The organism is Oceanicola sp. 502str15, from assembly GCF_024105635.1.
Classification (GTDB): Bacteria; Pseudomonadota; Alphaproteobacteria; order Rhodobacterales; family Rhodobacteraceae; genus Vannielia.
On record NZ_WYDQ01000001.1, the window covers coordinates 2,989,437 to 3,006,565 of the forward strand.

A 17,129-nucleotide genomic window follows, 5' to 3' on the forward strand; every position below is an offset into this window, starting at 1 on the left:
GTCAGCCTCCTGTTGCCCGGAAGATCGCATCGGGCAGCGCGGCTGCCGAGGTCACCACCTCGGCCGCCCCTGCCGCGTGCAGTGCCTCCACCGGGTGATAGCCCCAACTCACGCCGATGCCGGTGAGGCCGGCGTTGCAGGCCATTTCGATGTCAAAGCTGGTGTCGCCGATCATCACCGCCTGCCCGGCCTCGCAGCCGGTGTCGCGCAGCACCGCCTCCAGCATCGCCGGGTGCGGCTTGGAGGGGTGGTGGTCGGAGACCTGCTCGGAGGTGAAGAGCCCCGCGAGCCCGGCGGACTTGAACAGCGCATCGAGCCCGCGCCGCGACTTGCCGGTGGCCACGCAGAGCAGGTTCTCGGGCGTTTGCGACAGGGTGTCGAGCAGCTCGCGCATGCCGGGGTAGAAGGTGGCGCCGTCGGAGGTCTTGCGGATCTCGACGAAGCTGTCCTTGTAGGCGGCCACCATCTGGTCAAGCTCGGACCCGGCCGCATCGGGGCACAGGCGGGCGATGCCGATGTCGAGCGAGAGGCCGACGATCGAGAGCACCTCGGCGCGCGCCGGCGCGGCGCGGCCCACGGCGGCGAAGCCTGCGGTCATGGCGGCGGCGATATCATTCTGGCTGTCGATCAGCGTGCCGTCGACATCGAAGATGATGCAGCGCAGGTCGGTCAATGATAGTCCTCGAAGGGGTCATCTTCGGCGAGGTCTTCCGTCCAACCGAAGGTGTTGAAGGTGTCTTTCATGTGCTCCGGCAGGGGCGCGGTCACGGTGACCGGCTTGCGGGTGACCGGGTGCAGGAAGGTCATCGAGCGGGCGTGCAGGTGCAGCTTGCCCGAGATGATGCCGCCCAGTTTGGCACCCCAGCCATCGCCCATGTTCTCCTGCGCGGAGCCGCCATATTTGCCGTCGCCCGCAACCGGATGACCGATCTCGGCCATATGGGCGCGCAGCTGGTGGGTGCGCCCCGTGATCGGCTCCAGCGCGACCCAGGTGGCGCGCCCCGCCACGCGGTAGAGTGCGGAATAGAGCGTGTGAGCGCGCTTGGCACCCTCGGTGGCCTCCACCTCGCGGGGATGCACGCAGAGCATCTTTTCGCCCGCGCCACGGCCGCCCGGGGCCTTCACCAGACCGTATTTGATTTCGCCGTTGTAGGGGTGGGGCACCCCGGCGACGACGGCCCAGTAGATCTTGCGGGTTTCCTTGTGGCGGATCGCGGCGGTGAGGTCGGCGGCGATGCGGCGGGAGCGGGCCAGCAGCAGAACGCCGGAGGTGTCCTTGTCGAGCCGGTGGACGAGGCGGGGCTTGTCCTCGGCATCGAATTGCAGCGCCTCGGCCAGCCCGTCGACATGCTTGGTCTGCCCGGAGCCGCCCTGTGTGGGCAGTCCGGGAGGCTTGTTGAGGGCGATGATGTGATCGTCCTTCCAGATCACCGCGTCGCGGATCATCTGCGCGTCGGCATCGACGATGCGCGTGACCTTGGCGGGCGTCGGCGCGGCGCCCTCGGGCAGCGGCGGAATGCGCACCTCCTGCCCTTCCTCCAGACGGGTCGAGGCCTTCACCCGCCCCCCGTCCACCCGGATCTCGCCCTTGCGGCACATCTTCTCGATGCGGCCCTGCGGCACGTGCGGAAAGATCCGGCGGAACCAGCGGTCGAGCCGCTGGCCGGCGTCATCGGGGCCCACGGGAAGGCTCTGCACCCGGCTCATGCGAACACTCCCCGGCCAAGGGCCAGCCCGACGAAGAGGGCGAGGATCGAGAAGGTGACGGAGACCACCACGTAAAGCGCCGCCGTGCCGACCTGTCCGCGCTCGAACAGCGTGACCGCATCGAGCGAGAAGGCCGAGAAGGTGGTGAAGCCGCCGAGCAGCCCGGTCATCACCAGCGGCGAGAAGGCATGGCCGCCCCGGAGCCCGACGAGGGCGGCGAAAAGCCCCATGAGGAGCGAGCCGACCACATTGACCGTGAGCGTGCCCCAGGGAAAGCCGGGGCCCATCAGTCGGATGGCCGCAACCCCGGTGAGGTAGCGGGCCGAAGCGCCGAGCGCGCCGCCGAGGGCGACCTGTGCAAGTGTTGAAATCATGGGCGGCGTGTTGCGCCGGGGGCGGGGGAGAGTCAAGCGGGACGGGGTGTCATCCTCGGGCCTGACCCGAGGATCTCGGGGGGCGAGAGACCCTCGGGTCAGGCCCGAGGGTGACACCCGCTACCCCTTGTTCCGCTTTGCCCGGAGCGAGGCGAACCAGTCGACCCGTTTCTTCAGCTCACGCTCGAAGCCGCGCTCGACCGGCTGATACCAGACCGGGCGTTTCATGGTGTCGGGGAAGTAGTTCTGCCCCGAAAAGCCGTCTTCGGCGTCATGGTCATACTGGTAGCCGTCGCCATAGCCCTGCTCGCTCATCAGCTTGGTGGGCGCGTTGAGGATGTGCTTGGGCGGGGGCTCGGAGCCGGTCTGCTTGGCTGACGCGCGGGCGGCCTTGTAGGCGACGTAGACCGCGTTGGATTTGGGCGCGAGCGCGATGTAGGTGAGCGCCTGGGCCAGCGCCAGCTCGCCCTCCGGCGAGCCGAGGCGCTCGTAAACTTCCCAGGCGTGAAGGCAGTGGGTCTGCGCCGAGGGGTCGGCAAGGCCGATGTCTTCCACCGCCATGCGGGTGATGCGGCGGGCCAGAAAGCGCGGGTCTTCGCCGCCTTCCAGCATTCGGGCGAACCAGTAGAGCGCGGCGTCGGGGTCGGAGCCGCGCACCGATTTGTGGAGGGCGGAGATGAGGTTGTAATGGCCGTCGCCCGACTTGTCGTATTGCGCGGCGCGGCGCTGCAGGCGGGCGGCGAGCGCCTTGGGGTCGAGCTTGGTGTCGGCCTTCCAGCCTGCCACCTGCTCCACGAGGTTGAGCAGCGCCCGCCCGTCGCCATCGGCCATGCCGAGCAGGCTCTCGCGCGCCTCGCCGGTCAGCGGCAGGGCGTGGCCCACCTCCTTTTCGGCGCGCAGCAGGAGCTTTTCGAGCGCCTTGCCGTCGAGCCGCTTCAGCACCAGCACCTGCGCGCGGGAGAGGATAGCGGCGTTCAGCTCGAAGCTGGGGTTTTCGGTGGTGGCGCCGACCAGCACGATGGTGCCGTCTTCCATGTGGGGCAGGAAGCCGTCCTGCTGGGCCTTGTTGAAGCGGTGGATCTCGTCGACGAAGAGCAGCGTGCCCTGCCCGTTGGAGCGCCGATGCTTGGCGGCCTCGAAGACCCTTCGCAGCTCGGGGACGCCGGTGAAGATGGCGGAGATCTGGACGAAGGCGAGATCGGTCTCATGGGCCAGCAGGCGGGCGATGGTGGTTTTGCCCACGCCGGGCGGGCCCCAGAGAATGAGCGACGACAGGCTGCCGGAGGCGAGCATGGCGCCGAGCGGCGCGTCAGGCGCGAGCAGGTGCTCCTGCCCGATCACCTCGTCGAGCCGCGCCGGGCGCAGGCGGTCGGCCAGCGGGCGCGGGGCGCTCGCGGCGGCGGCGGCGGAGGTTTCGGCTGAGGTATCGAAGAGATCGGCCATGGGGCAGATGTAGGGCCTCGGCGGGCCAAGGGGAAGCGTTTCGCCCGGGGCAGCATGGCGCTGCGCCGCCCCGGGCCGGGCACATCAGTGCATGTTGTCGCGCAGGTCGATCGAGACGACCTGGTTGAGATGCCCGTCAAAGTCCATCACGCGCCCGGCGGCCTTGGCCTTGAGCCCGCAGCGCCCGGCCCAGCGGGGCCAGTTGGCGGGAATCAGGCCAAGCACCTCGGCGGCCCCAAGTTCGCGCGCGGCGCGGGTCATTTCCATGATCAGGTAGGCATGGACCCGGCGACGCACGTTCATCGGGGTGGTGTGGCTCACGAAGACGCGGCTCGATTCCCAGATGTTGTCGGCAATCGGCGCCTCGTAATCGAGCAGATCGGCCGGGATGGTATCGAGCAGATGCCTTTGCGCATCGCGGATCATGTAGCTGTAGATGCCGCAGCGTGCCGTGGTGGGGGTGAGTCGGATACCGGCGAGGATCTCGTCGCCATCATGCACCGCAACCCAGCGCGAGGCCGGGGTGTCGTACTGGTCGTACTCCATGCCCATGGCCTCGGGCAGATCCCAGTTGTTCTGGACGATGAAGCTCTGTCGCCGGGCGCGAAAGAGGTTGGCAAAAAGCTCGCCGTGGTTGTGAAGGTTGGCGAAAGAGAGGGTGGTGGTTTGCATCGCATTTCTCCTGCTTGCTTGGGTGGTTGGTAAAGCAAGCCCTGCGCCAAGCAGGAGAGATCGGCACGCTAGAGCAGTCTGTATTCCTTGGCCCGCTGGAGCGCCTCGGCCGTGGTTCGGGCTCGGAGCCTTTCCCGTGCGGCGGTGAGGCGCGCCTTGAGTGCGCTTTCGGAAATCTTGAGTTTGGCAGCTGCAGCAGTGTGACGATCCCCTGCTGCAATCAGGCGCAGAGCATCTATCTGTGCCTGGGTCAGACTCTCCGGAGGCTCTGTCAGGTCGTGCAGCCTGCGGATGATATCGCCAATCGCGGCGATCTCATCTGCTTCAAATTCGCGGTCTGCTCGCGCTGCCCCTGCAATCGTGCGTGAAGAGATGGGACCACAAGACACCTGCACCCCATACTTCAGGCCAAACTCCGCGGCTTCATCGAGAATGCCGAACGGGTCCGGCAGTTCCAATTCGCTCCACCGCGTTTCCCCTTCTGTGGAAAACCCCCAGGCGATCATCGGGTCGCGCATGGCATAGGCCTGCGCTGTGTAATGATCCGTCCATGCCTGATTGTAGGTTTGAAAGGTCACCAGCGGTGAGGCAAAACGGATGTGCAACCCGGCGTGAAATCCCGCCGGGGCCAGCTTGCCGAGGGCCGCGAGCTCCCTGTCTATCCTTTGTTTTTCAGACATGTCTTTTTAGACAAGTTGCCAGAAACCCAGTCAACCTTAAATTGAGCGCCACCAAACACACCGACTGGAGTGTATATTCGTGCAACAAATGAAGCCGGAAACCTTTGCGCAGCTGATGCGGCTGCCGGTAACGCTTCGGGCCGATCTGCTGGAATTCGTCGGGTCCACCCCGGTGGCAGACGGGGAGATTCTCTCCCTCATCCAGAGACTGGCTGGAGGGGAAACACCCGGATTGGGCCGCGCCGCCTGAGGCGAAGCCGGGGCTCGGAGAATCCGGCTCTACCGCGCCCGTAACGGCGCGACACAAAGAAAAAGGCCCGCATGACATCCATGCGGGCCTTTTCTGTTTCCGGTGGCGTGCCAAGCGGCGAGCGCCTTACTCGGCAGCGGCTTCCTCGGCCTCGAGGCGGGCCTTGTCGGCGGCACCCTTGGCGGCGGGGTCGCGGTCGACCAGCTCGATGATGGCCATGGGGGCCATGTCACCGTAGCGGAAGCCGGCTTTCAGCACGCGGGTGTAGCCACCGTTGCGCTCGGCGTAGCGCGGGCCGAGCACTTCGAACAGCTTGGCGACGTAGGCATCCTGCTTCAGGCGCGAAGCGGCCTGACGGCGGGCATGCAGATCGCCCTGGCGTTTGCCGAGGGTGATGAGCTTCTCCATGATGCGCTTGAGTTCCTTGGCCTTGGGCAGGGTCGTCTTGATCTGCTCATGCTCGATCAGCGAGCCGGCCATGTTGGCAAAGAGCGCCTTGCGGTGCTCATGGGTGCGATTCAGGCGGCGGTATCCGCGGGCGTGACGCATGTTTCTTCTCCTAAAAGGTGCCCTCTACGGGCGGTTTTGCTTTGTCTGGCCGGCGTGCGTAGCGACGGCTCTCCTTGGGGAGGGTAATCCCCGCGAAAGCAGGGACCTCCCGGGTCTTGGTCTTCGGCCCGAGGTTGCGCCCGGATCGAAGAGATCCCGGATCAGGTCCGGGATCGAGGATCAATCCTAGAATTGATCCTCGAACTTCTTGGCCAGGTCTTCGATGTTCTCCGGCGGCCACTCTTCGACATCCATGCCGAGGTGCAGGCCCATGCCCGAAAGCACTTCCTTGATCTCGTTCAGCGACTTGCGGCCGAAGTTCGGGGTGCGGAGCATCTCGGCTTCGGTCTTCTGGATCAGGTCGCCGATGTAGACGATGTTGTCGTTCTTCAGGCAGTTGGCCGAACGCACCGACAGTTCCAGCTCGTCCACCTTCTTCAGCAGAAGCGGGTTGAACTCGAGGCCGTCGTCCTCGTCCTGACGGGTGGCCGACTCCGGCTCGTCGAAGTTCACGAAGATCGAGAGCTGGTCCTGCAGGATGCGGGCGGCATAGGCCACGGCATCATCCGGCGTGACCGAACCGTCGGTTTCGAGCTTGAGGGTCAGCTTGTCGTAGTCGAGCACCTGGCCCTCGCGGGTCGGCTGCACGTCGTAGGAGACCTTCTTGACCGGCGAGTAGATCGCGTCGATCGGGATCAGGCCGATGGGGGCATCTTCGGGGCGGTTCTTGTCGGCCGCCACGTAGCCCTTGCCGGTGTTGACCGTCAGCTCGACGTAGAGATCGGCGCCCTCGTCGAGGTGGCAGATCACGTGATCCTTGTTCAGCACCTCGATGCCGGCGCTTTCCGAGATGTCACCCGCGGTGACGACGCCCGGGCCCTTGGCCGAGATCGAAACGCGCTTGGGACCGTCGACATCCATGCGGATGGCCACGCCCTTGAGGTTGAGCACCACGTCGGTCACGTCTTCGCGGACGCCTGCGATCGAGGAGAACTCGTGCAGCACGTTGTCAATCTGGACGCTGGTGATGGCCGCGCCCTGCAGAGAGCTGAGAAGCACCCGGCGCAGCGCGTTGCCGAGGGTGAGGCCAAAGCCCCGCTCCAGCGGCTCCGCAACAACGGTCGCCTGACGCGCCGGGTCATTGCCCGGCTTCACGTCAAGCTGCGTCGGTTTGATCAGTTCCTGCCAGTTTTTGTGGATCATGTGTATGTCGCCTCCATACCTGTTCGCAGCCCATGTCCATGCCTGCAAACGCCCGAGGATAAAATGACGGACCGGAGGGCTGGGCGGCCCTCCGGACAATAATTGCAGATCAGACCCGGCGACGCTTCGGAGGGCGGCAGCCGTTGTGGGCGATCGGGGTCACATCACGGATCGAGGTGATGTTGAAACCCACGGCGGCCAGCGCACGCAGCGCCGACTCGCGGCCCGAGCCAGGGCCCTGCACTTCGACTTCGAGCGTTTTCACGCCGTGGTCCTGTGCTTTCTTGCCCGCATCCTCTGCAGCCATCTGGGCGGCGTAGGGTGTGGACTTCCGGGAGCCCTTGAAGCCCATCGTGCCGGCGGACGACCATGCGATCGCATTGCCCTGCACGTCGGAGATCAGGATCTTGGTGTTGTTGAACGAAGAGTTCACGTGAGCAACGCCGGCGGCGATGTTCTTGGAGACCTTCTTCTTGGTGCGCTTGGTGTCGCGTGCCATGTTGTCAGCCCTCCCTTATTTCTTCTTGCCGGCAATGGCCTTTGCGGGGCCTTTGCGGGTGCGAGCGTTGGTGTGGGTGCGCTGGCCGCGAACCGGCAGGTTGCGACGGTGGCGCAGGCCACGGTAGCAGCCCAGGTCCATCAGGCGCTTGATGTTCATCTGCACGTCGCGGCGCAGGTCGCCCTCGACGGTGTAGTTGGCGTCGATGTGCTCACGGACGGCGAGCACTTCGGCGTCGGAGAGTTCGTTGACGCGGCGGGTCAGGTCGATGCCGACGGCTTCGCAGATCTTGCGGGCGCTGTCGTCGCCGATGCCGTGGATATAGGTGAGCGCGATCGGAACGCGCTTTGCGGTCGGGATGTTCACCCCAGCGATACGGGCCAAAATGGTCTTCCTTCGGTTGCGGTTCCGTGCTGCCAGAACCTTTTTTCACAACAGAGGCCCGAAGGGTTTTGCCCCCGGGCCGATGCATTCTCAGCCCGAGTCGCAAAAGGCGATTCCCGGATGAGAAGCGCCCAAGTAAGGGGAATTGAGCGGCGCGTCAAGGGCACGTTCAGGATTTGTCAATCCCGACGTGTCTCAGGGCCGTTTGCATGGCAGGATGCCGCAAATCCGGCGCGGCTGGAAGCCTGTTGTTTCGGCTTCTTCGTGCCGCCTGCTCAGAACGCGCTTCAGGCACAGGAAGGCTGGGCCGCAGCGCCGCAGATCGGGCAGGCCTCATCCACGGATTGCAGCACGAAAATGAGATCGCCCTGCAAGGAGTCCGGGTTGCCGTCGAAGCCGGAGGCTTGCACCGCAGAGGCAAATGCAACCCAGGCTCTTTGCTCCCGCTCCGCTGCCACCTCGTCGGGCACCCAGAGCGTAAGCCGCTGGTCGGGGTGATCGGGGCACCGGCCGAAACAGCCCGCCTCCTCGGCGGCGCGTTCGGCCAAATCGCCCCAGTCGGTCACGCCAGCCCGAGCTTCTCGCGCACGCCCTTCGACACCTCTTCGATCGGCGCGAGGCCGTCGGTGCGGGCGTAGAGTTCCTTGGCGTAGTAGTAGCCCACCAGCGGCGAGGTCATCTTGTAGTAGGCGAGCAGGCGGGTCTTCAGGCTTTCCTCGTTGTCGTCGGCGCGGGCTTCGCCGCCGGCGGCGACCGCTTCCCTGGCGCGGTTGAGGATGCGCTCGACGAGCGCCTCGTCGTTCACCCGCAGCTCGAGCGCCATGTCGAGCTTCTGGCCCATCTCGGCGAGCAGTTCGCCCAGCGCGTCGGCCTGCTTCAGGGTGCGCGGGAAACCGTCGAAGATATAGCCGCGGGTCGGGTCTGCTTCGAGTTGCTCGCGGATCAGGCCGATCACGATCTCATCGGTGACGAGGTCACCGCGGTCCATCACCTCGGCCACGCGCTTGCCCATTTCGGTGCCCGATGTCCGGGCAGCACGGAGCATGTCGCCCGTGGAAAGCTGCACCATGCCCTCGCTCTCGACGAGAATCTTGGCCTGTGTGCCCTTACCCGCGCCTGGCGGTCCGAGAAGTATGATGTTCATTTGCGAGCTGCCCCCCTCCGGCTTCGATTTCCACGCTTTTTACCGCGTAGCTGCGAACGCTCAATGAGATTTTCGTACTGGTGTGCCAGAAGGTGCGACTGGACCTGCTGGATGGTGTCCATTCCGACCGACACGATGATCAGGATCGAGGTGCCGCCGAAATAGGCGGTGATGCCGAGGCCGCCGCGCACGATTTCGGGCAGCAGGCAGACCAGCGCAAGGTAGGCCGAGCCGAGCACCAGGATGCGGTTGACCACGTAGTCGAAGTATTCCGCCGTCCGCTTGCCCGGGCGGATGCCGGGCACGAAGCCGTTCTGGTTCTTCAGGTTGTCGGCCACATCGTCGGTCTTGAACGACACGTTGTGGGTGTAGAAGTAGGTGAAGAACACGATCATCGCGGTGAAGAACAGCAGGTAGAGCGGCTGGCCGGGGCCGAAGTAGGCGAGGATGGTGCTCATCACCGGGCCGGTCTGGGAGCCGGAGAAGGTGCTGATCGTGGTGGGCAGCAGCAGCAGCGAGCTGGCGAAGATCGCCGGGATCACGCCGGCCGGGTTCACCTTGATCGGCAGGTGGCTGGAACCGCCGTCATAGACCTTCATGCCGACCTGGCGGCGCGGGTACTGGATGTGGATCTTGCGCAGGCTGCGCTCCATGAAGACCACGAAGGTCAGCACGGCGACGATCATGACGATCACACCAATCACCACCCCGCCCGAGATCGCCCCGGTCTGGCCCTGCACGAAGAACTGCGCCAGCGCGGCGGGCATTTCGGCGACGATGCCGACGAAGATGATGAGCGAGATGCCGTTGCCGATGCCACGCGCGGTGATCTGCTCGCCGAGCCACATCAGGAACATGGTGCCGCCGACCAGCGTGATGACGCAGGAGGCGATGAAGAACAGGCCCGGATCGTTGACGAAGGGCACCCCGTCGGCCGACCCGTTCTGCAGCGACACGGCGAGGCCATAGGCCTGGAAGGTCGCCAGAAGCACGGTGCCGTAGCGGGTGTACTGGTTGATCTTCTTGCGGCCCTGCTCGCCCTCTTTCTTGAGCTGTTCAAGCGCCGGCACCATGGCCGTCATGAGCTGCACGATGATCGAGGCGGAGATGTAGGGCATGATGCCGAGGGCAAAGATGCCCATCCGGCTGATGGCGCCGCCGGTGAACATGTTGAGCACACCGCCGAGGCCGGCGTTGGCGCTTTCCATGAAGGCCCGCAGCGCGTTGCCGTCGATGCCGGGCACCGGGATGTAGGTGCCGAGCCTGTACACGATCAGCAGACCGATGGTGAAGAAGATCCGCGCACGCAGCTCCGGGGCCTTGCCGATGGCCCCCCAGCTCATGTTGGCGGCCATTTGCTCTGCTGCTGATGCCATTGGGTTGTGCTCTTCTCGTTATGCCGATGCGCCGCCGGGCCCTGTCAGGACCGGCGGCGCATGTATGTCATTTAGCCATGTAGGAGGCCATACCGCCCGGGGCAACCGTTTACTCGGCAGCCTGTGCGGAAGTGACCGAAAGCGAGCCGCCTGCTTTTTCGACGGCCTCGATGGCCGACTTGGAGGCGCCGGTCACGGTGAGCGACAGCTTGGCGGTCACATCACCCTTGGCCAGAACGCGCACGCCATCGAGCTTGCGGCGCACCAGACCGGACGCGATCAGCGCATCCTCGTCGATGGTGCCCTTGGCGTCGAGCTTGCCTTCGTCCACGAATTTCTGGATCAGGCCGAGGTTGACCACGGCGAACTTCTTGCGGTTCGGCTTGTTGAAGCCGCGCTTGGGAAGACGCTGGTAGATCGGCATCTGGCCGCCCTCGTAGCCATTGATGGCCACACCCGAGCGAGACTTCTGGCCCTTGATACCACGGCCGGCGGTTTTACCCTTGCCGGAACCGGGGCCACGGCCCACGCGCTTTTTGGAATGGGTGGAGCCGTCGGCGGGACGGAGTTCATTGAGTTTCATGTCGCTTCTCCTTGCCGGACACACCCCCGAAGCGAGATGGGCGGACGCGGCTTTTCTTGGTTTGTGAATCGGGCCCTCATGGGCCACCGGGGGCGTATAGTGCCTTGGGGCGCACCGATCAAGGCCCGCTTTTGCCTGCCCGGTGCGCCCCGAGGGTGCGGCTCAGGGACGGGCCACGTGCCACACGCCGCCCACGCCATCGCCGGTCATGTCGCCGGGCTCGCTGTCGCCGGCCCAGAAGTAGAGCGGCTCGCCGTTCCACGTGACCTGCACCGCGCCGTCCTTGCGCTCGGACAGGGCATAGCCCTCGGGCAGCGCCATGCCGGCATCGACCACCAGCGGCGGCCAGCTGTCGGCGCAGGCGTCGTAGCAGACGGAGGGGCCGGAGGCGTCCTTGTCGAAGGTGTAGAGGGTCATGCCGTTGGCGTCGGTCAGGTAGGCCGCGCCGTCGAGGGTGGCCTCCTGCACGGGTGCGCCGCCGTGGGCGTCGGCCATGGCGAAGGTGGCGGTGGATGCGAAAAGCGCGGCGATGAGGAAGGTTCTGGTCATTTCAATCTGTCTCCATGTCTGGCCTGCATCGTGCAGACAGGAGGGATACGCCCGGCCCCGTCGGATTATTCGCGGGGCGCGCGAATTTTCTTTCCGTCTATTTATTGGGCGCTCTTGCAGGAAACTGCGCATATGGCAGTCATTTCTCAATCTGCCCCCATTTTCATCGGCTTCACAGGCAATCGCTGCTTTTCTTTGCGCCCGCCAGACCGTCTTTCAGCCGCGACCAAACGAGGAGGGGACAACATGAACGGCGCAGATACCGCCTGGATCATCGTGGCCACGGCCCTGGTGCTGATGATGACATTGCCGGGGCTTGCCCTGTTTTACGGCGGCCTCGTGCGCGCCCGCAACGTGCTCAGCGTCTTCATGCAATGCTACGCCATCGCCTGCCTGATGAGCGTGCTCTGGCTGGTGGCGGGCTACTCCATCGCCTTCGGCGACGCCGCAAGCTGGTGGGGCGGGCTTGGCAAGATGTTCCTGAATGGCGTCACCACCGACAGCCTCACGGGCACCCTGCCCGAGATCCTGTTCTTCGCCTTCCAGATGACCTTCGCCATCATCACCCCTGCCCTCATCGTCGGCGCCTATGTCGAGCGGATCGGCTTCGGCTTCGTGCTGCTCTTTTCCGGCCTCTGGATGCTGCTCTGCTACGCGCCGGTGGTGCACTGGATCTGGGGCGGCGGCTTTTTGGCCGATGGCGGGATCTTCGGCGAAACGGGCGTGAAGGACTTTGCCGGCGGCATCGTGGTGCACGAGACGGCGGGCATCGCCGCGCTGATCCTTGCCGCCGTTCTGGGCCGTCGGAAGGATGACAACAAGCCGCCGCACAACCCCGGCTACGTGGTGATCGGGGCCTCGCTGCTCTGGGTCGGCTGGTTCGGCTTCAACGGCGGCTCGCAGCTTGCGGCCGATGGGGGCGCGGCCATGGCGCTGACCGTCACCCATATTTCCGCCGCAACGGCCACGCTCACATGGGCACTCTGGGAAAAGATCAAATACGGCAAGGCCTCGGTTGTCGGCGCTGTGACCGGCACCATCGCGGGCCTCGCCTCGATCACCCCGGCCTCGGGGTTCGTCGGGCCGATCGAGGCGCTGGTGATCGGCGCGGTGGCGGGCATCCTCTGCCAGGAGGCCGTGGGGCTGATCCGCAACAAGGTGCGCATCGACGACACGCTCGACGTGATGGCGGTGCATGGCGTGGGCGGCATCTTCGGCACGATCATGATCGCGGCCTTCGGCGCGGGCAGCTGGGCGGCGCAGCTTGGCTCCCTCGCCATCGTCGGGGTCTTCACCACCGTCGTCACCTTCGCGCTGATCTATCTCTGCCGACTCGTCGCCCCGCTGCGGGTGGACGAGGAGATCGAGCACACCGGGCTCGATCTCGCCCTGCATGGCGAAAGCGCCTACGACCACAACTCGTAAGGCGGGCAGAATGGCAACGCCCCGACGTTTGCGCGTCGGGGCCGACGCCATTCATTGACTTTCAACACATTACCCCTCATATGCCCCTCATGCCGCACCCGCCGCGTGAGCGGGGCAGCGTGGCGATACCAGTTACTGAACGGCCCGCACGGCATTCTTTCACCACATATGGTTCCCAGATCACGCGGGGGGTCAGACGCCAAGGCAAGCACAGGGGCAATCCGGCCCACGTGTGGTGCGTTGCGCGCAACCCAACTGTGACGTGCTGCCCGCGATGGGCCGCGCCCGCCATTTGCGGGTGGCCGATGCCGCCCGCCTGAAAAGGACAATCCTTTGGATTTCGACATGCTGGGCCTTCCGCCCAAACTCCTGGCCAACCTGGCCGAAATGAACATCACCAAGCCGACCCCGATCCAGACCAAGGCCATCCCCCACGCCATGAACGGGCGTGACGTGATGGGCCTTGCCCAGACCGGCACCGGCAAGACCGCCGCCTTCGGCCTGCCCATCGTGTCCGCCCTGCTGCGGATCGAGGGCAAGCCCGATCCGAAATCGGTGCGCGGCCTCATCCTCGCCCCCACCCGCGAACTCGCCAAGCAGATCGTCGAGAACCTGCAAGGCTACGCCAAGGGCACCCAACTGCGCACCAACCTCGTGGTCGGCGGCGTTTCGATCAACCCGCAGATCCAGAAGCTGGGCCGCGGCACCGACCTGCTCGTTGCCACGCCGGGCCGCCTGATCGACCTGCTGGAGCGCAAGGCCGTGCGGCTCGACGCCGCCCGCTTCCTGGTGCTCGACGAGGCCGACCAGATGCTCGACATGGGCTTTATCCACGCGCTGCGCCAGATCGCCCCGCTGCTGCCCAAGGACCGGCAGACCATGCTGTTCTCGGCCACCATGCCCAAGCTGATGGAAGAGCTCTCGACCGCCTACCTCAACGACCCGGTGAAGATCGAAACCGCCCCCGCCGGCAAACCCGCCGACAAGATCGACCAGTGCCTGCACTTCGTCGACCAGGGCGACAAGCAGTCGATGCTCATCAAGCACCTCGGCAAGCACCCCAACGAGGCGGCGCTGGTGTTTTCGCGCACCAAGCACGGTGCGGAGCGGATCAAGAAGCACCTAGAGAAGGCCGGCTTTGCCGCCGGGTCGATCCACGGCAACAAGAGCCAGGGTCAGCGCGACCGGGCGCTTTCGGGCTTCCGTGAAGGCGAGCTGATGGTGCTGGTGGCCACCGACGTGGCGGCGCGGGGCATCGACATTCCCGAGGTGCGCTACGTCTACAACTACGACATGCCCAACGTGCCCGACAACTACGTGCACCGGATTGGCCGCACCGCGCGGGCGGGCCGGGACGGCACCGCCATCGCCTATGTCTCCGCCGAGGAGATGGGCGAGCTGAAGGACGTGCAGAAGGTCATGGGCAAGAGCATTCCGGTTGCCTCCGGCGAGGCCTGGGAGCCGATGAAGCGCCCTGCCCGTGGTGGCGGCGGTGGCCGTGGCAAGCCCGGTGGCGGCGGCGGTGGCCGGCGTCGCGGGGGCGGGGGTGGCGAAGGCCAGAAGCCCGCACGCGCCGCAGCGCCCAAGCCCGGCGGCCAGAAGCGCCGCAGGCCGCGCCGCTCCAAGGGCGGCGGCAACCGCGCCGCATCCTGAAAACACGAAGGCCCCGGAGCGAACTCCGGGGCCTTCTGATTTTCAGGCCGTCCTGCGGCTCAGGTTTCCATTTCCTTGTACCAGCCACCGAACTTGACCTCGGAGGTGTCGGCCACCAGCGCGGCAAAGGCCTCGGGGTCCTGGGTGCCGTCGTCGCGGCCCCGATAGTGGTAGGGATACACGTAGCTCGGCGCGAACTCCTTCACCGCCGAAGCCGCCTGCTCGGCGGTCATGGTGAAGGGCAGGTTCATGCAGACGAAGGCGAGGTCGATGTTTTCGAGCGCGCGCATCTCGGGGATGTCCTCGGTGTCGCCCGAAACATAGGTGCGGAAGCCGTCGAGGGTGAGCACATAGCCGTTGTCACGGCCCTGCGGGTGAAAGTTCAGCCGGTCCTCGGTGGTGTTGTAGGCCGGGATCGCATCAATCGCGACGCCGTTCCACTCGGTGCTCTCGCCATTGGCCAGCACCTCGTCGGGCGCGGCATCGCCCAGCTTCTCGGCCACCGCAGGGTTGGTGATGAGGTGGGCCTCGCCGCGCAGCGCCGCGAGGGTCTCGGCGTTGAAGTGGTCGCCGTGCTCGTGGGTGATGAGGATGAGATCGGCGGCGGGGAAGTCGGCATAGGCGGCCGCGTCCCCCACCGGGTCGACGTAGATCGTGCCCGCCGGGGTCTCCATCACGAAGCTGGCGTGGTCGACGGGGTGAATGGTGATCTCGCCGTTCTCTGTGGCGAAGCTATCGGCCCCGTGCGCTGCGGCAGTTGCGGCATAGGGCAGGATGGTGATGGCCCCGGCGCTGGCAGCGGCGGTGGCCAGGAAGGTGCGTCTGGTCTGGGTCATGGCTGTCCTCTCCTGTTGATGGAAAGGAAGATAGTGCAGATGACCCTGCGGCAAATGACATTTTCGTAGGCGTCAGGCCGCTTCTGTGCGCACCGGCAGGTTTCAGCCGCGAGTCTGGCGCAGGTAGTCGGACCAGTGCGGGCACGGGGTGGCGGCGGTCTTGCGGGTCATCAGGGCGACGAGGGCGAACAGGCGGGTCATGCAACTTTCCAATGTGGCTAGATTTCAGACGCTCCAATACGCGCTTTGCCTATCGAGTGACCACATCTGTTATCGCATTGCCGCAATGCAGAAACCGCAAGCCTCCCCGGCCCGGGTTCACCGGAACAGCGGCGAGTCGGTCTTGATCGTGCCGCGGTAACACTCCAGCCCCCGCCGCGCGATCTCGCCCTCCACGGCGCGGCGCTCATAGTCGTTCTCGATCTTCTCCTGCCCGCCTTCGAGCTGGCAGAGATAGAGGTCGGGATAGGCCGCCACCGCATCGGGGCCGCGATCCTTGGAACAGGCGGCGAGGGCGAGGGGCAGAATCAGGAGAAGGCGGGTCATAGGGCTGCTCGTTTTTATTGGTGGGTTTTCACCCACCCTACACGCCCCGGGCGACCACACAAATGCCCCATCGAAACCAGATGCTTGACGCACGCATAGAGTCTGCTGATGATCCGGATCACATAGATCTTAAGATTTCGTTAATAGGAAAGGGTCATACGTTGAAACTTCTTGCGACCGCACTCTCGATTTCGCTCCTCACATTCCCGGCTATCGGGGCGCCCATCGTTCTTGGCGGGCTCAGCCAGAACGGCGAGGTCTCCCATGGGGGAGGCTGCCGAAAGAGCTCTCCTGCCGGACAATGTTGCCATGCCGGGTCTCAGCCCCTGCATTGCCACTGATCTCCCCCAAACGAAAACACCCCGGCTCTTTCGAACCGGGGTGCTCCAAACTCTTCGGCGGAAATCCCGCCGTTCGCCTTAGCCGCGCTCTTCGATGATCTCGACGAGGTGCGGGATCTTGGCGACCATGCCGCGGATGCTCGGGGAATCCTCGAGTTCGCGGGTCTTGTGCATCTTGTTCAGCCCGAGGCCGATCAGCGTCTTGCGCTGGATCTCGGGGCGGCGGATCGGGGAGCCGATCTGCTTGACGACGATTGTCTTGGCCATGGATCGGTTTCCTTACGCTTCAGCGGTTTCTTCGGCCGGCGCATCTTCCGGCTTCTTGAGGATGTCGGCCACCTTCTTGCCGCGACGCTGCGCGACCATGCGGGGGCTGGCTTCCTTGGTCAGGCCGTCGAGCGTGGCGCGGATCATGTTGTAGGGGTTCTGCGAACCGATCGACTTGGCAACAACGTCATGGACGCCGAGCATTTCGAAGACGGCACGCATCGGACCACCGGCGATGATACCAGTACCGTGCGGGGCGGTGCGCATCACGACGCGGCCAGCACCGTGGCGGCCTTCGATGTCGTGGTGCAGGGTGCGGCCCTCACGGAGCGGCACGCGGATCATCTGGCGCTTGGCCTGCTCGGTGGCCTTGCGGATGGCCTCGGGGACCTCCTTGGCCTTGCCCTTGCCGAAGCCCACGCGGCCCTTCTGGTCGCCGACGACGACGAGCGCGGCGAAGCCGAAGTTCTTGCCGCCCTTGGTGGTTTTCGACACCCGGTTGATCGCCACGAGGCGATCGGCAAACTCCGGAGTTTCGTCACGGTCGCGGCGCTGGCCACGGCGGTTGTTGTCACGTTCAGCCATTCATGGCGTCCTTTTCATGGTCGGCGCGAGGGCCGGTTGTTTCCAACCCAGGTGGCCACTCTT

At 65.4% G+C, this 17,129-nt stretch carries 22 protein-coding genes; 3 read left to right on the forward strand and 19 right to left on the reverse strand.

Annotation, left to right across the window (positions count from 1 at the left end; all coding sequences use genetic code 11):
- Position 1: 1 nt before the first annotated feature.
- The 6 genes from GTH22_RS14640 to GTH22_RS14665 all read right to left on the reverse strand — a co-directional run bounded on the left by GTH22_RS14640 (position 2) and on the right by GTH22_RS14665 (position 4,876).
- On the reverse strand, positions 2–673 hold the full coding sequence (locus GTH22_RS14640; RefSeq protein WP_252946256.1) for an HAD-IA family hydrolase: 672 nt from the start codon (positions 671–673) through the stop codon (positions 2–4).
- Positions 670–1,707: an RluA family pseudouridine synthase gene (locus tag GTH22_RS14645; RefSeq protein ID WP_252946257.1), complete on the reverse strand. Its 1,038-nt coding sequence runs from the start codon at positions 1,705–1,707 to the stop codon at positions 670–672. Before GTH22_RS14645 ends, GTH22_RS14640 begins: the two co-directional genes overlap by 4 nt.
- Positions 1,704–2,081 (reverse strand): fluoride efflux transporter CrcB, encoded by a 378-nt coding sequence (gene crcB, locus GTH22_RS14650; protein ID WP_252946258.1) that lies wholly within the window; start codon positions 2,079–2,081, stop codon positions 1,704–1,706. Before crcB ends, GTH22_RS14645 begins: the two co-directional genes overlap by 4 nt.
- Positions 2,082–2,201: 120 nt before the next feature.
- Positions 2,202–3,524: a replication-associated recombination protein A gene (locus GTH22_RS14655; RefSeq protein WP_252946259.1), complete on the reverse strand. Its 1,323-nt coding sequence runs from the start codon at positions 3,522–3,524 to the stop codon at positions 2,202–2,204.
- An 84-nt stretch (positions 3,525–3,608) separates the two neighbouring features.
- Entirely contained in the window at positions 3,609–4,196 is a 588-nt protein-coding gene (locus tag GTH22_RS14660) for an acyl-homoserine-lactone synthase (protein ID WP_252946260.1), read from the reverse strand.
- Between the two features lie 68 nt (positions 4,197–4,264).
- Positions 4,265–4,876, reverse strand: a complete 612-nt coding sequence (locus tag GTH22_RS14665) for an autoinducer binding domain-containing protein (RefSeq protein ID WP_252946261.1) — start codon at positions 4,874–4,876, stop codon at positions 4,265–4,267.
- Positions 4,877–4,955: 79 nt separating this feature from the next.
- Between GTH22_RS14665 and GTH22_RS14670 the strand changes: the two genes are divergently transcribed.
- Positions 4,956–5,126, forward strand: a complete 171-nt coding sequence (locus tag GTH22_RS14670) for a hypothetical protein (RefSeq protein ID WP_252946262.1) — start codon at positions 4,956–4,958, stop codon at positions 5,124–5,126.
- A 126-nt stretch (positions 5,127–5,252) separates the two neighbouring features.
- Here the strand turns inward: GTH22_RS14670 and rplQ are convergent, their stop codons facing one another.
- The 9 genes from rplQ to GTH22_RS14715 form a co-directional block, all read right to left on the reverse strand.
- Positions 5,253–5,675, reverse strand: coding sequence for a 50S ribosomal protein L17 (gene rplQ / locus GTH22_RS14675; protein WP_252946263.1), 423 nt, complete (start codon positions 5,673–5,675; stop codon positions 5,253–5,255).
- A 186-nt stretch (positions 5,676–5,861) separates the two neighbouring features.
- Positions 5,862–6,878, reverse strand: a complete 1,017-nt coding sequence (locus GTH22_RS14680; RefSeq protein ID WP_252946264.1) for a DNA-directed RNA polymerase subunit alpha — start codon at positions 6,876–6,878, stop codon at positions 5,862–5,864.
- A 109-nt stretch (positions 6,879–6,987) separates the two neighbouring features.
- The gene (gene rpsK, locus GTH22_RS14685; RefSeq protein WP_252946265.1) at positions 6,988–7,377 is read right to left on the reverse strand and encodes a 30S ribosomal protein S11; all 390 of its coding nucleotides are present in this window, start codon (positions 7,375–7,377) and stop codon (positions 6,988–6,990) included.
- Between the two features lie 15 nt (positions 7,378–7,392).
- On the reverse strand, positions 7,393–7,761 hold the full coding sequence (gene rpsM, locus GTH22_RS14690) for a 30S ribosomal protein S13 (protein ID WP_252946266.1): 369 nt from the start codon (positions 7,759–7,761) through the stop codon (positions 7,393–7,395).
- Positions 7,762–8,048: 287 nt separating this feature from the next.
- Positions 8,049–8,327: a hypothetical protein gene (locus tag GTH22_RS14695; protein ID WP_252946267.1), complete on the reverse strand. Its 279-nt coding sequence runs from the start codon at positions 8,325–8,327 to the stop codon at positions 8,049–8,051.
- Positions 8,324–8,905: an adenylate kinase gene (locus GTH22_RS14700; protein WP_252946268.1), complete on the reverse strand. Its 582-nt coding sequence runs from the start codon at positions 8,903–8,905 to the stop codon at positions 8,324–8,326. Before GTH22_RS14700 ends, GTH22_RS14695 begins: the two co-directional genes overlap by 4 nt.
- Positions 8,902–10,281 (reverse strand): preprotein translocase subunit SecY, encoded by a 1,380-nt coding sequence (secY, locus tag GTH22_RS14705; protein WP_252946269.1) that lies wholly within the window; start codon positions 10,279–10,281, stop codon positions 8,902–8,904. Before secY ends, GTH22_RS14700 begins: the two co-directional genes overlap by 4 nt.
- Before the next feature lie 109 nt (positions 10,282–10,390).
- Positions 10,391–10,864 carry a 50S ribosomal protein L15 gene (rplO, locus tag GTH22_RS14710; RefSeq protein WP_252946270.1) on the reverse strand — a complete coding sequence of 158 codons (474 nt, stop codon included), beginning with the start codon at positions 10,862–10,864 and terminating at the stop codon, positions 10,391–10,393.
- Between the two features lie 162 nt (positions 10,865–11,026).
- On the reverse strand, positions 11,027–11,413 hold the full coding sequence (locus tag GTH22_RS14715) for a hypothetical protein (RefSeq protein WP_252946271.1): 387 nt from the start codon (positions 11,411–11,413) through the stop codon (positions 11,027–11,029).
- A 246-nt stretch (positions 11,414–11,659) separates the two neighbouring features.
- Here GTH22_RS14715 and GTH22_RS14720 point away from each other — a divergent pair, with 246 nt between their 5' ends.
- Both GTH22_RS14720 and GTH22_RS14725 read left to right on the forward strand, forming a co-directional pair.
- A complete protein-coding gene (locus GTH22_RS14720; protein ID WP_252946272.1) occupies positions 11,660–12,838 on the forward strand; it encodes an ammonium transporter in 1,179 nt (392 codons plus the stop codon).
- Between the two features lie 333 nt (positions 12,839–13,171).
- Positions 13,172–14,491 carry a DEAD/DEAH box helicase gene (locus tag GTH22_RS14725; protein WP_252946273.1) on the forward strand — a complete coding sequence of 440 codons (1,320 nt, stop codon included), beginning with the start codon at positions 13,172–13,174 and terminating at the stop codon, positions 14,489–14,491.
- A 59-nt stretch (positions 14,492–14,550) separates the two neighbouring features.
- Here GTH22_RS14725 and GTH22_RS14730 read toward each other — a convergent pair whose 3' ends face one another.
- The 4 genes from GTH22_RS14730 to rpsE all read right to left on the reverse strand — a co-directional run bounded on the left by GTH22_RS14730 (position 14,551) and on the right by rpsE (position 17,066).
- The gene (locus tag GTH22_RS14730) at positions 14,551–15,327 is read right to left on the reverse strand and encodes an MBL fold metallo-hydrolase (protein WP_252946274.1); all 777 of its coding nucleotides are present in this window, start codon (positions 15,325–15,327) and stop codon (positions 14,551–14,553) included.
- A gap of 318 nt (positions 15,328–15,645) precedes the next feature.
- Positions 15,646–15,873 (reverse strand): hypothetical protein, encoded by a 228-nt coding sequence (locus tag GTH22_RS14735; protein WP_252946275.1) that lies wholly within the window; start codon positions 15,871–15,873, stop codon positions 15,646–15,648.
- Positions 15,874–16,292: 419 nt separating this feature from the next.
- Positions 16,293–16,481 (reverse strand): 50S ribosomal protein L30, encoded by a 189-nt coding sequence (gene rpmD, locus GTH22_RS14740; RefSeq protein ID WP_252946276.1) that lies wholly within the window; start codon positions 16,479–16,481, stop codon positions 16,293–16,295.
- A gap of 12 nt (positions 16,482–16,493) precedes the next feature.
- The gene (rpsE, locus tag GTH22_RS14745) at positions 16,494–17,066 is read right to left on the reverse strand and encodes a 30S ribosomal protein S5 (protein WP_252946277.1); all 573 of its coding nucleotides are present in this window, start codon (positions 17,064–17,066) and stop codon (positions 16,494–16,496) included.
- Positions 17,067–17,129: the final 63 nt, after the last annotated feature.

Coding starts and splice junctions, on each gene's coding strand:
- GTH22_RS14645 (WP_252946257.1), bottom strand. CDS start 1,707: ATGAGCCGGGTGCAGAGCCTTCCCGTGGGCCCCGATGACGCCGGCCAG.
- crcB (WP_252946258.1), bottom strand. CDS start 2,081: ATGATTTCAACACTTGCACAGGTCGCCCTCGGCGGCGCGCTCGGCGCT.
- GTH22_RS14655 (WP_252946259.1), bottom strand. CDS start 3,524: ATGGCCGATCTCTTCGATACCTCAGCCGAAACCTCCGCCGCCGCCGCC.
- GTH22_RS14660 (WP_252946260.1), bottom strand. CDS start 4,196: ATGCAAACCACCACCCTCTCTTTCGCCAACCTTCACAACCACGGCGAG.
- GTH22_RS14665 (WP_252946261.1), bottom strand. CDS start 4,876: ATGTCTGAAAAACAAAGGATAGACAGGGAGCTCGCGGCCCTCGGCAAG.
- rplQ (WP_252946263.1), bottom strand. CDS start 5,675: ATGCGTCACGCCCGCGGATACCGCCGCCTGAATCGCACCCATGAGCAC.
- GTH22_RS14680 (WP_252946264.1), bottom strand. CDS start 6,878: ATGATCCACAAAAACTGGCAGGAACTGATCAAACCGACGCAGCTTGAC.
- rpsK (WP_252946265.1), bottom strand. CDS start 7,377: ATGGCACGCGACACCAAGCGCACCAAGAAGAAGGTCTCCAAGAACATC.
- GTH22_RS14700 (WP_252946268.1), bottom strand. CDS start 8,905: ATGAACATCATACTTCTCGGACCGCCAGGCGCGGGTAAGGGCACACAG.
- secY (WP_252946269.1), bottom strand. CDS start 10,281: ATGGCATCAGCAGCAGAGCAAATGGCCGCCAACATGAGCTGGGGGGCC.
- rplO (WP_252946270.1), bottom strand. CDS start 10,864: ATGAAACTCAATGAACTCCGTCCCGCCGACGGCTCCACCCATTCCAAA.
- GTH22_RS14715 (WP_252946271.1), bottom strand. CDS start 11,413: ATGACCAGAACCTTCCTCATCGCCGCGCTTTTCGCATCCACCGCCACC.
- GTH22_RS14720 (WP_252946272.1), top strand. CDS start 11,660: ATGAACGGCGCAGATACCGCCTGGATCATCGTGGCCACGGCCCTGGTG.
- GTH22_RS14730 (WP_252946274.1), bottom strand. CDS start 15,327: ATGACCCAGACCAGACGCACCTTCCTGGCCACCGCCGCTGCCAGCGCC.
- GTH22_RS14735 (WP_252946275.1), bottom strand. CDS start 15,873: ATGACCCGCCTTCTCCTGATTCTGCCCCTCGCCCTCGCCGCCTGTTCC.
- rpmD (WP_252946276.1), bottom strand. CDS start 16,481: ATGGCCAAGACAATCGTCGTCAAGCAGATCGGCTCCCCGATCCGCCGC.
- rpsE (WP_252946277.1), bottom strand. CDS start 17,066: ATGGCTGAACGTGACAACAACCGCCGTGGCCAGCGCCGCGACCGTGAC.